The 11842-nt window shown below is 63.8% G+C and carries 12 protein-coding genes; 1 reads left to right on the top strand and 11 read right to left on the bottom strand.

What is annotated here, in order from left to right; translation table 11 throughout:
• Positions 1-342 precede the first annotated feature (342 nt).
• Positions 343-1452 (bottom strand): molecular chaperone DnaJ, encoded by a 1110-nt coding sequence (gene dnaJ, locus ACQRA4_RS02765; RefSeq protein WP_427821551.1) that lies wholly within the window; start codon positions 1450-1452, stop codon positions 343-345.
• A gap of 350 nt (positions 1453-1802) precedes the next feature.
• A complete protein-coding gene (rpoZ, locus tag ACQRA4_RS02760; protein WP_427821550.1) occupies positions 1803-2042 on the bottom strand; it encodes a DNA-directed RNA polymerase subunit omega in 240 nt (79 codons plus the stop codon).
• 353 nt (positions 2043-2395) lie between these two features.
• Here rpoZ and ACQRA4_RS02755 point away from each other — a divergent pair, with 353 nt between their 5' ends.
• Complete coding sequence (locus tag ACQRA4_RS02755) at positions 2396-3181, top strand: tRNA lysidine(34) synthetase (RefSeq protein ID WP_427821549.1); 786 nt, start codon at positions 2396-2398, stop codon at positions 3179-3181.
• 86 nt (positions 3182-3267) lie between these two features.
• Here the strand turns inward: ACQRA4_RS02755 and ACQRA4_RS02750 are convergent, their stop codons facing one another.
• The 9 genes from ACQRA4_RS02750 to ACQRA4_RS02710 are packed head-to-tail and all read right to left on the bottom strand — an operon-like array spanning position 3268 to position 11798.
• Positions 3268-3855 (bottom strand): 4Fe-4S dicluster domain-containing protein, encoded by a 588-nt coding sequence (locus ACQRA4_RS02750; RefSeq protein WP_427821548.1) that lies wholly within the window; start codon positions 3853-3855, stop codon positions 3268-3270.
• The gene (locus tag ACQRA4_RS02745) at positions 3848-4231 is read right to left on the bottom strand and encodes a hydrogenase maturation nickel metallochaperone HypA (protein WP_427821547.1); all 384 of its coding nucleotides are present in this window, start codon (positions 4229-4231) and stop codon (positions 3848-3850) included. Before ACQRA4_RS02745 ends, ACQRA4_RS02750 begins: the two co-directional genes overlap by 8 nt.
• Positions 4232-4238: 7 nt before the next feature.
• Positions 4239-5321: a nickel-dependent hydrogenase large subunit gene (locus ACQRA4_RS02740; protein WP_427821546.1), complete on the bottom strand. Its 1083-nt coding sequence runs from the start codon at positions 5319-5321 to the stop codon at positions 4239-4241.
• Positions 5318-5854, bottom strand: coding sequence for an NADH-quinone oxidoreductase subunit C (locus ACQRA4_RS02735; RefSeq protein ID WP_427821545.1), 537 nt, complete (start codon positions 5852-5854; stop codon positions 5318-5320). Before ACQRA4_RS02735 ends, ACQRA4_RS02740 begins: the two co-directional genes overlap by 4 nt.
• Before the next feature lie 30 nt (positions 5855-5884).
• Positions 5885-6463: a 4Fe-4S binding protein gene (locus tag ACQRA4_RS02730; RefSeq protein ID WP_427821544.1), complete on the bottom strand. Its 579-nt coding sequence runs from the start codon at positions 6461-6463 to the stop codon at positions 5885-5887.
• Between the two features lies 1 nt (position 6464).
• On the bottom strand, positions 6465-6626 hold the full coding sequence (locus ACQRA4_RS02725) for a hypothetical protein (RefSeq protein ID WP_427821543.1): 162 nt from the start codon (positions 6624-6626) through the stop codon (positions 6465-6467).
• Positions 6627-7061 carry an NADH-quinone oxidoreductase subunit B family protein gene (locus tag ACQRA4_RS02720; protein WP_427821628.1) on the bottom strand — a complete coding sequence of 145 codons (435 nt, stop codon included), beginning with the start codon at positions 7059-7061 and terminating at the stop codon, positions 6627-6629.
• A gap of 25 nt (positions 7062-7086) precedes the next feature.
• Positions 7087-8058, bottom strand: coding sequence for a respiratory chain complex I subunit 1 family protein (locus ACQRA4_RS02715; protein WP_427821542.1), 972 nt, complete (start codon positions 8056-8058; stop codon positions 7087-7089).
• Positions 8058-11798, bottom strand: a complete 3741-nt coding sequence (locus ACQRA4_RS02710) for a complex I subunit 5 family protein (RefSeq protein WP_427821541.1) — start codon at positions 11796-11798, stop codon at positions 8058-8060. The genes ACQRA4_RS02715 and ACQRA4_RS02710 overlap by 1 nt, the downstream gene beginning before the upstream one ends.
• Positions 11799-11842 lie beyond the last annotated feature (44 nt).

Below are 11842 nucleotides of genomic sequence, written 5' to 3'. Positions count from 1 at the left end.
CGCAAAGGCCGCCCGGGCAGAGCGGCCTTTGCCTGACTCTGACTTTTTGCAATTAGACGCGCGAGTAATGCACTGTTGGGTGTTGCCGGTTGTGTTCCGCCGCAAGTCGTCAAAAACGGTCTGTTTGGCGCTGGCGCGTCACTGTGCGATTTTTGTCGGTCATGTGCATGAGCGCACTCCCTCCAAAAATCGCCCTTTTTCTTGTCAGCGCAAAAAGGCCTGTTTTTTGGGGGCGCTGTGGCGACAGCCCCGCCCTTGACGTCGCTTCGGCGGCGAGCCGGCGCGCGCTCCCTTTGTACCGACAGACAAAAGCCGTAACGTCTTTTTTAATGAGGTCTGAGCCTAATCCAGCCCCATGGCCTTGCCGATTTTTTTGGCGGCCTTTTTAACCTTTTCCAGGGGGGTCTGCTCTCCGGCTTTTTCAAATTCACGCAACAGCTCTTCCTGCCTGGCGGAAAGGCGGGTGGGGGTAAGCACCTTGATTTCCACCAGAAGGTCGCCGCGCTGCTTGCGGCCGGGGTAGGGCAGGCCCTCGCCGGAGAGGCGCAGCAATGTGCCGCTTTGCACGCCTTTGGGAATTTCCAGGGGCAAGTTGCCGTCAATGCCCGGCACTTCCACTTTGTGCCCCAGAGCGGCCTGCACAAAGCTGACTTCCTGGCTGTAAATCAGATCCTGCCCCTGGCGCTGCCAGCGTTTGTCCTGCTCCACCGTGAGCGCCACATACAAATCGCCGGGGGGGCCGCCGTGCACGCCGGCTTCCCCCTCGCCGCGCACACGCAGGCGGGTGCCGGTATCAACGCCCGCGGGCACGCGCACCACCAGTTCCCGCGTGTCGGTGACAATGCCCTCGCCCCGGCACTTGGCGCAGGGCTTGGCGATCATCTGTCCCGTGCCCTGGCAGACTGGACAGGGCATGGCGATCTGGAAAAAGCCCTGTGAACGGCGCACCTGGCCCGTGCCGTTGCACTGGCGGCAGCTTTCCACCTTGCTGCCGGGCGCTGCGCCGCTGCCCTTGCAGTCCGGGCAGGTGACGTGCTTGGGCAGGGACAGGGTAATTTCATCGCCCTTGGCCGCCTGTTCAAAGCTGACCGTCAGATTGTAGCGCAGATCCGCGCCGGCCATGGCGCGCGGGCCGCGCGAGGCTGAGGAAAAACCGAAGAGGTCGCCGAAAATATCGCTGAAATGGGCAAAGATATCCTCGGTGCTGCCGAAGCCCCCGCCGCCGCCCTGTACACCCGCATGGCCGAAGCGGTCGTAACGGGCGCGTTTATCCGGGTCACGCAGCACGTCATAGGCTTCGGCGGCCTCCTTGAAGCGCTGTTCGGCCTCGGCGTCGCCGGGGTTGTGATCTGGATGATACTTCAGGGCCATTTTCCGGTAGGCGCGCTTGATTTCATCCTCTCCGGCGGTACGGCTGACGTTCAAAACTTCGTAATAGTCGCGCTGCATCATGGTTTTCGGTGCTCTTGCATGTGTATCGGTGGGGCGAAACCGCCCACGCTGACGCCTGTCCCCCGGCCCGCGTCACGGGCCGGGGGACAGGGAAATTCGCGCCATTGTTCCTCTTTGCCCGTGCGAGGCGTCGGATTTCGCTTGTTTTTTGGGGTTGAGCGCCAGAAGGGCGCAACCCTCAGCGCGGGCGCGCCCGCCTTGCTGGCAAACAAAAATTCGAGAGTATCGGCGGGCCCCGGAGCAACCAGCATTGGCCTTGTGCAAAATCAATGTCAAAGCCAGGGCGCATGGGCGCGCCACGCTGACGGCAGCGTGGCGCGCCGCATAGTCAGGCCCAATGCGAAAATGCTCTAACCCTCGGTATCGGGCGCTTTCTGCCCTTCGGGCAGCGGATTGTACAGGCTTTTGTCATCCGGCATGACCTTGCCGGCCGCGATTTCACGCAGGGCGGTGACAACCTCCTTGTTGCGCGTCTCCACCAGGGCCTCATAGCCCTCGCGGTACTGACGCACGCGCTTGATGGCCATCTGCACCAGCAGAAATCGGTTGTCCACGCGTTCCTGACAATCTTCCACAGTAATACGGGCCATGCTGCCTCCGTGTCCGGCCGGCCTTGACGCGCCGACCTCCGTTCCGGGATAAGCGGGATAAGCCGGTTGAAAATAATGCCGCCCGGCCTGTTGTAAAGAGGGCGGGCGGGCGTATGCGCCTGAATGCAGAACTTTGCCTGCTGAAACAAGATATGATAGAGGGATGGGGTAAATCTGTCAAGAACCATCGGCCGCCGTCCTGTACGGCGCGCTTCGGGAGGGGCCATGCCTGTCGTTTGTCTGTTTCGTTTCCCCTGCCCGCCAGGGGGGGCGCGCGTCACGTCGCCCGTCAAAAACGCGGAAAAAAAGCGGGCCATGCTCCGCGCTGGCCCCAGCCTGCCGGAGAAACGCCCGTGAGCCGCGAAAAACGTTCTTTTGCTCAGGAGGTCTGCGTCAAAAGCGCGGGCAAGGCCATGCAGAAAACCGGCATGCTCTGGCCCGGCTGTCGGGTGGGCGTGGCGGTATCCGGCGGGGTGGACAGTTTCGTGCTGCTCAAGACTCTGAAAATTCGTCAGGGCATAGTGCCCTTTCGTTTTGAGCTTATGGCCCTGCACCTCAACCCCGGCTTTGACCCGCGCGGCCATGCGGCTCTTCTGCCCTGGCTGGCCCGCGAAGGCATTGCCGCCCATCTGGAGGTGACCGCATTCGGGCCGCGCGCTCATTCAGAGGAAAATCTGCGCCGTTCAGCCTGTTTTCGTTGCGCCTGGCTGAGGCGCAAGCGCCTCTTTGAGCTTTGCGCGCGTTATGGCCTGACGCATCTGGCGCTGGGGCACAACGCCGAAGACCTGGTGGAGACGTTTTTCATGAATCTCTGCCGCAACGGCAGGGTGGACGGCATGAGCATGTGCGAACCCTTTTTCAGCGGCGGGCTGTATCTGATCCGGCCTTTGCTGCTGGTGGAAAAAAAGTTCATCCTGAAGGCCGCCAGACAATGGGCCCTGCCGGTCTGGTCCAATGCCTGCCCTTCGGCCGGGCGCACCGCGCGCAGCGGCATGGCCGAAACCCTGGCCGGCCTTTACAGCCTGACCAAGGACGCCCGGCGCTGCATTTTTAACGGGCTGACACGCTGGCAGCTGGATAAAAACAGCCTGCCGGAGAGCGGGCGCGCTGACGCCGCGCCGGACGACGCCACGCCATAAAGCGCGCGCTGCCACGGAACCCGCGTGTCAGGCCGCGCGCGTGCAGGCATGGCAAGCGGCAACCGCCGCAAACATTTTGTGCGGGCTTATTCCGCCGGCTTTTCCTGAGGCTTTTCCTTGGCTTCCACAGCGGCCTTTTTCTCAGGCAGCGGCGCTTCAACCACCGTGCCGTCCGGCTCCACCATGGACAGGGCGTGCGCCGGGCAGGCCTCCATGCAGGCGGTGATTTTTTTGCCGTTTTCCTCGCGCCAGGCGCGACACATGTCGCAGCGCACGGCAACTTCCCGGCGGGCGCGCTGGGCGATGGTTTCCGCGTCGTCGCCGCTCAGATCGGGCATGCCGATAGTGTCCAGGGAAATGGTGCCATAGGGGCAGGCCGCAATACACATTTTACAGGCCACGCAGAATTGCACGCGCATGGTGATGCGGCCGTCTTCCTCCTGCTGCAGCGCGCCGGTGGGGCAGACGTTGCAGCAGGGCGCGGGGTCGCACTGATGACAACGCACCGTGGTTTTGAAGCCCTCGGCCTTGACAACCTGCACGCGCGAAACCAGCACGTCCCGGTGCTTCATGGCCTCCTTGAAAGACATGCCGTGGTGGGCCGCGATGCAGGCCACTTCACAACGGCGGCAGGCGCGGCACTTGTCGGGTATGACCTGGATGTGTTCAATCATGGTCCGTTTCCTCGGATTCAACGCGCAGGGACTGGAGCGTAAGCCCGTGCCCTCCGCTGAAATGGATGTTTTCGCCGCCGCAGGCCGGGCAGATGAAGCGGCGTTGCGTCAGACTGAAAGTGTGGCCGCAGCTTTCGCAACGGCAGGCCAGGGGGGGCGTGTTCAGCGTGAGCGTCGCGCCCTCGGCCAATGTGCCTTCGGCAAAAAGTTCAAAACAGGCGGTCAGGGTTCGGGCCTCCACACAGGCAATCAGCCCCAGTTCACAGACAATTTCCTGAATCCGCGCGACGCGCTGGCCGGGATGGGCGCTATTGTGCTTCTCCACGGCGTTCAGGGCTATGTCCAGAAGGCCCTGAACCAGACTGGCCTCGTGCATGCGTCCCTTACCGCTCCGTGCAGGAGACGCAGGGGTCAATGCTGTTGGTGATCAGCGCCACGTCCGCCACCTTGCAGTCGCGCATCATCACGCCCAGGGCCTCCCAGTTCATGTACGAGGGCACGCGCCATTTGAGGCGCGCGGGCATTTCCGTGCCGTTGGTGCGGATGTAGTAAAACACCTCGCCGCGCGGCGCTTCGGTGCGGGCGCAGGCCTCGGCCGTGCGAATCTGGCGCATGGGCGCGGTCACAGGGCCGTCGGGCGCGCGCCGGCAGCACTGGCGGATCAGCTTGAAGGATTCAAAAATTTCGTTCAGGCGCACCATTGTTCGGGCGTGAATGTCGCAGCCGTCGGCAACGATGCTTTCAAATTCCAGATCAGGGTAGGCCGCGTACGGAGAATCCTTGCGCACGTCAATATGCACGCCGGAACCGCGCGCCACCGGGCCAACCACGCCCAGGCGCAACGCGTCGGCCCTGGGCAGCAGGCCCATGCCCCTGGTGCGGGCCAGCACCATGCCGTTGGTGGCGTATATTTCGCGAATTTCATCCACCGCCGGTTCCATCTTGGCGACCATGTCCAGAATGTAGCCCAGCAGTTCGCGATCCACATCGCATTTGACGCCGCCAATGCAGTTGGAGGCCAGGTTCATGCGGTTGCCGTAGACCGTCTCCTTCACGTCCTGCATCATTTCACGCACTTCCATGACGTGCATGAACAGGGACTTGAAGCCGATGATGTGGGCCTGAATGGCGGTATTGAAAAGATGCGAGGCCACACGCTTGATTTCTTCAGCCAGCACCCGCAGATAGCGCGCCCGCTCTGGGATGGAGATGCCCAGCACGTTTTCCACAGACATGCAGTAGGTGAAGGAATGGCTGTTGGAGCAGAGAGAACAGACCCGCTCGGTAAGCGTGGTGTTCATGATCAGGTTGCGCTGGGTGGCCATGGCCTCCATGCCGCGGTGCACATGGCCCGAGGTCAGCTCCACGCGCCGCACCGTTTCGCCTTCCACCGTGAGATTGAAGTAGACCGGCTCTTCCAGGGCTACATGCACCGGCCCCAGAGGCATGGTGAAGGTGCTGCTCATGGCCGCTTCTCCTTGTCTTTCAGAATGCGCTCCCAGAGATCCGTGGTGCAGGCCCCGTTCATCATGATGGACAGGGGCACGGCCTCGTTGAGAATGCCCGCGTCCAGCTCTTCGTCCAGAAAGAGACGGCGCGGATTGGGATGATCCGTAACCTGAATGCCGTACAGCTCCATCATTTCGCGTTCGTGCCAGTCGGCATTGGCAAACAGCGGGGTAATGGAAGGCACGGTGGGCCATTGGCCGTTGAGCGTCACCGTAAGATTGTAGACAGTGCCCTGCAGCTCGAAATGGTAGCAGATTTCCTGCATGGGTTCGCTCAACTGGCGGCGGTTGTACGCAGTAACCATAGCCAGGCGGGCCCCGGCCGTGTGCAGAACGGCGGCGGCCCGCGTCAGCAGGCGCGGCGTGTCCAGCCGGAACCAGTGAAAGGCGTTGCCGTAACTGTCGATGCTGTGATGGATGGCGTCGCTTTCGGCGCAGAAGGGCGTAATGCCCCCAATGACCCGCGCGTCGCCCCGGATTGTGTCTTGCATGGCGTATCCTTTGTGGTTTCCGCTCGTCTCTTATTCCCTGGTGGGCGCGGCTGACGTCACGCGCTCTTCCGGCTTCTCCTCCGGGGGCGAAGGCAGGCGGCAGGCATTGCGCTTGGCGTCTTCGATCTGGCGGCATTTGGGACAGAGATGGCGGATCAGCTCCGGGTCGATGTCCGGATTCTTGGCGTAAAGGCGCTGGGCCAGACGCGCCGGAATGGGCCGCATCAGCGTGCCGCAGTGGGCGCAGGGCTCATACTTGATGGTATGCTGCTCCAGGCGGTCAAACTTGTCCTTTTCCGGGTGGGCCGAATGCCAGTCGTCGCTGATGCTCATGGCCCCGGTGGGGCAGTAATGCCGGCAGGAGGCGCACAGACAGCAGGAATTCTGCCAGATGGTGATGGTGTAGCCGCCGCCGTCCGGCAGCTGGGCGATGTTGATGGCCCCGGCCGCGCAGACGTGACGGCAGACGCCGCAGCCCACGCAAAGGTTGGGATCCACTTTGGCCCGGCCGCGCAGACGCGCCGGAGTGAAGGTTTCGCCCAGCGGGAAGGGATCGGTGCTCGGGCCCTCCAGCAGATTGCGGAACAGAACTTTCAGAAAGCCCGCCATATTATTCCTCCAGAGCCTTGGCGTCGTTACGGGGCTTTTGTCGCCCCAGCAGGCCGCAAACATGATGACAGACGCCGCAACGCAGGCAGGTATGCCCGCTGTCGGTCGACGCCGCCCGCAGTCGCGCGCGAACCATGCGCAAAGCGTGCCGCAGCGCTGCCATTTATTCCTCCAGACCCAGTTTTTTGAGCCAGATGGAGCGGGCCAGCACCACGCCTTCCAGAATGGCCTGGGGGCGCGGCGGGCAGCCGGGCACATTGAGGTCTACCGGCAGATAGCGGTCAAGAGGCCCCTCAATGGAATAACCCTCGCGGAAGACGCCGCCGGAAATGGGGCAGATGCCCACGGCAACGGTGACCTTGGGTTCGGGAATTTCATGCCAGACCCGCAGCACACGGTCGCGCACCCTGGTGGTCAGCGGGCCGGTGATCAGCACGATGTCCGCATGTCGGGGGCTGCCGCAGTATTTACAGCCAAGGCGTTCCACGTCATAGCGCGGAATGCAGGCCGTGGTGGCCAGTTCCACGTCGCAACCGTTGCAGGAGCCGGCGTTGATCCGGAACAGCCACGGCGAGCGCACGGAAAGTTTTTTGAGCATGTTGTCCAAAGCCACAGTGGCCTCCTTACATCACCCAGACCAGAATCAGACTGCACAGCGCAAGCGCCGTGGGCACCGTCACATAAAAGCGGAAGGCCTGATCAATGCGAAAACGCCCGGTGGCCGACTTGACCAGGGTCAGAGACACCAGCATCAGCCCCAGACACTTGAGCACGAACCAGAGCAGATTTACCGGCCACCATTCACATATAGTGCCGGGAAAGAAAAGCGCCACCCCCAGACCCAGCACCACAAAGGTCTTCAGCGCCGCCGCCACCTGAAACAGCGCCAGCAGCGGGCCGCCGTACTCCAGCAGGGGGCCTTCGATGATTTCCGTTTCCGCCTCCGGGATGTCGAAGGGGGCCACGCCCATAGTGCCGGGCAGAAAGATCAGGTAGGCCAGCAATGCCGGAATCATGGCCGGGTTGAAGCCCAGAGAGCCGCTGTGCTGCTGCCAGGCCACAATTTTGAGCAGAGAAAACTCCGCCCCCCAGTCGCCGCCGGAAATGCCCTTGCCCACCAGCATGGCCACCGCCAGCAGAATCATCAGCAGCGGAGTTTCATACGCCAGCATCAGCAGCATTTCACGCGAAAAGCCCACCGCGCCGAAAGGCGAACTGGAAGCCGAGCCGCCCAGCATCAGCGCCATGGCCGGAATGGGCAGCAAATAGAAAAGCACCAGCAGGTCGCCCATGTTGAACAGGCCATTGAACACCCCCGGCACCGGAATGAAGGCCGCGCACACGGCCATGCCCGTAAAGCCGAAGACCGGCGCCAGCAGAAAGGCCGAACGGCAGGCGGTTTTCGGAATCAAGGTCTCCTTGGTCAGCAGCTTGGCGATGTCCAGCCAGGGCTGGATCAGCGGCGGCCCCACGCGGCGCTGGAGGCGGGCTTCCACCCGCCGGTCCAGGCCCTTGAAGAAGAATCCCACAGCCAGGGCAAAAACCCCGCCCGGAAAGACGCACATATGCAGAATGGCAAACAGGGTGTCGCTCATCAGCGGTTCTCCTTGGATGCGCGCCAGCCCAGCAGGCGCGTCAGATCGCCGTAAATGCTGGAGGGCGTCATGCGGCTGGCGGCGATTTCCGGCGGCAGGCCGCAGGCGTGCACGTCGATTTCACGCAGGCGCGTGAAGCGGCGCACAAACCAGCCGCCCGTCAGGAAGGCCAGGGCCGCCATCACGAACATGCCTGTGGCGTTCCATGCGCCCGGCCCGGAAAGCACGCCGGAAAGGCCCACATTGAGGGGTTCCAGTCCGTATTCGCCCAGCACGCTGTTGATGGGCAGAAGGGCCAGTCCCGGGAAGACGCCCGTCAGCACGCAACCGGCGGCCAGAATGCCCATGGTCGCGCGCATGACCTTGGGTGCTTCATGCACATGATCCAGGTCTGGAGCGGGCTGGCCCAAAAAGGCCGCGTGCAGGAACTTGGCGATATAGGCCAGGGTCAGCACGCTGCCCACCAGGGAAAGCAGCGCCAGGAAGGGCTGGCCGGCCTGCATCAGGGCGTGGTAGATCAGCCATTTGGAGGAGAACCCGCTGGTGGGCGGCACGCCCACCACGGACAGGCCCGCGATGGCGAACATGAAGAGCGTGAAGGGCATCTTGCGCCCTATGCCGCCCAGATCGTCCAGGCTTTCCCGATGTGTGGCGAACATCACCGCCCCGCAGATCAGGAAGAGCAGGTCTTTGAAGAAGACATGGTTGATAAGGTGCAGCATGCCGCCCGCGTAGCCCAAAGCCCCGCCTGCGGCCACGGCCAGCACCATATAGCCAAGCTGGCTCACGGTGGAGTAGATGAAGATCAGCTTGACGCCGTTGGTTCTCAGGGCCTGCACGGCGGCCATGATGATGGTGACGCCGCCGATCCACATGACCGCGGTGCTGATCACGCTCTGTTCAAAGCCGCCCAGAATGCCCGCCAGGGCGAAACCGCCGCCCAGCAGCATAAAGAGCTTGATCAGGCCGATGAGCGCGCTTTTCAGCAGCACGGAAGAGATGTAGCCGGATACCGGCGTGGGGGCCAGCGCCGGGTGCATCTGCCAGTCAATGCGGAAGGGCAGTTGGGCGGCCTTCATCACAAAGCCGGCGGCCAGCAGGGCCATGCCCAGCCAGGCGGCGCCCGACGGCAGGTTCGGAACGAGCCCGGTCAGCAGGCCCGTGTTGAAGGGCGTGAAGGGCCCCAGCACGCAGACCCCCACAAAGAGGAAGCCCGCGCCCAGCAGATTGAAAAGGAAGTACTTGAAGGCTTCGCGCAGCGAACCCTTGTCGCCCTCATGGGCGATGGCCATATACAGACTCCAGGAACTCATGATTTCCCAGAACAGGAAGAAGCTCAACAGGTACTGGCTGGACGCCATGCCGACAAGGCCGCCGCACATGCAGGTGAAGGCGCAGTAAAAGCGCCACTGGCTGTGACTGTGCTCCATGTAGCCCACGGCGTAGGCCATGTTCACCGCGCCCAGCAGGGGCACGATCAGGGCGAAGGAGAAGGAGAGCGTGTCCAGATTTCGCCCGAAGAGAGCCACCAGCAGGGCCGTCAGCAGCAGTACGCCCACGCTGGTCCAGCCCGCCATCTTGCGGCAGCTCGCGAACAGGGCCGGAAGCGCCGCGCCGAACACGGGCAGCAGCACATAAACGGGCCAGGAGACGTTTATGGCCGCGATAATCTGCGGCACGTCCGCGGCGGGCGGGTAGCAGAGCGAGGCCACAGGCAGCACCAGAGGCACGAGCGCCTGCGGGAAGAGGCCCAGCAGCAGGCTGACGATCGCCAGAACCAGCAGGCCCAGGCGCATGGTGAAGGGGGCCTCTTCCACCTGGGGCAGGTGATCCGGCCGCTTTTCAAAAACCAGGGTTTTCAGAATGCGGGTGTAGTACACGGCCCCTACCAGCGAGGCCGCCAGAATCAGGGCCGCCAGCCATATCTGGCCGGCCTCCACAGCGGCCTGAATCATCAGGAATTTGCCATAGAACGCGCCGAAGGGCGGCAGGCCCATGATGCTCACCAGGCCCACGGCCATGCAGGCCACCGTCCAGGGCATATGGCGGCCCAGGCCGCGCAGGTCGGCGAGGTTGCGGCTGCCGGCGCGCATGATCAGCGCGCCAGCGCCCAAAAAGAGCAGGTCTTTCATTACGGCGTGATTGAACATGTGCCAGAGCGCCCCGGTCGTGGCCAGCCATGTGCCCAGGCCCAGCACCAGCGCGATTTCGCCGATCTGCCCCAGGGTGGAGTAGGCCAGCATGCGCTTGATGTCTTCCTGGCGCAGGGCCATGAGTTCGCCGTAAATCAGGGTGGCCGCGCCCATGCCGGTGAGGCCCGCGCCGAACCAGGACAGGCCGAACATGCCGCGCATTTCGCCGGCGGCCTGGCCCACGCCCATGATGATCACGCTGACGATGCCGAATATGCCCATCTTGGTGATGATGCCCGACAAGGGGGCGGACACCGAGGAGGGCGCGGCGGGGTGGGCGTCGGGCAGCCAGGAGTGCAGGGGCGCCAGACCGGCCTTGACGCCAAAGCCCGCCAGGCAGAGCGCCAGCGCCGCCTGGAACCAGAACGGAAAGTGAAAGGCCGCCAGCGGCGCGGCGGAAAAGACGCCGAGAATGAACAGGCCGGGCAGCATGAACAACGCGCCGCCCGCGCACATCACATAGTATTTGAGGCCGGCTTCATAGGCCGTGCGCCGCCCCTCGTGAACCACCAGAAAGTATGAGGCAAAGGTCATCAACTCCCAGTAGCCATACATGGCCGCCGTATCCGGCGTGGAGACGATGCCCGCCAGAGAGGCGAAGGTCAGCAGCAGGAAGAACCAGTACCAGCCCTTGCGGTCGCCGTGAATGTAGCTCAGGGAGTAGACGCTGACCACCAGGGCCACCAGAGTGATCATCACCAGGAAAAGCCGCGCCAGAGGCGGCGCGGGCACGACGCAAACCGCTGCGAAGGCCAGGGCCGAGAACAGGGCCGCGATCTGCGGCGCCGCGCGCAGGCGCAGCAGAAAGGCCAGCCCGGCGACGAACGCGCCCACATAGAAACACCAGTAGGCCGGATGCGCGGGCGCATGCAGAACCGTCAGGCCAAAGTGCCCGCCCACGGCGTCGGTCAGGGGGCCGCGCAGCAGCCCCAGGGCCGCCGTCAGCAGACCCAGGCCCAGCAGCGGAAGCGGCAGCCCGCCGAGGGCGGGGCGCGCTGGCGGCGCGTCCTGCGCGTCTTCCGCAGCGGGGGCTTCCAGGCATACGCGGCGCGTGGCGTCCACATACAGCCAGATGAATACCGTGGTGGCCGCCGCCATCAGCAGCAGGCAGAACATGCCGCCGGCCGGGGCGGATTCCAGCAGGGCCTGAACAATGAGCGCGCGCGCTTCGGGCAGGAGGAAGGGCGAACCGCCCACGGCGGCCAGCAGGCCCAGACCGAAGAGCGCCCCGGCCCAGGGCTGCCGGCGGCCCGCGCCGCGCAGGCCGTCCAGAGTGGCGGCGGGCGCAAGGCGCGCCAGCGCGGCCAGCGCCAGCAGCCTGGTCGAAAGCTGGAAGATGATGAACAGCCACAGACCTGTCAGGCCCAGAGCCGTTTGCGCGGTCATCGCCATGCAGGCTATGCCCGCGTCGTGCAGCGCGCCCCAGAGAATCAGGCGGCGCGGATCATTGCGTTCCTGCACGGCTTTGACCGTGGCAAACAGCAAAAGAACCGCGCCGAGCAGCAGAGGCGGCCAGGAGCCGCCAGCCATGAACAGTGGTGATGTCATACACGCCCCGTGATTTGTGGATCATCCGGATCGCATGCGCCTGT

The organism is Desulfovibrio sp. SGI.169, assembly GCF_050313595.1.
Lineage (GTDB): Bacteria > Desulfobacterota > Desulfovibrionia > Desulfovibrionales > Desulfovibrionaceae > Desulfovibrio.
The sequence above is the reverse complement of the archived record's forward strand: the minus strand, read 5'-3'. Positions and strand labels throughout refer to the sequence as shown.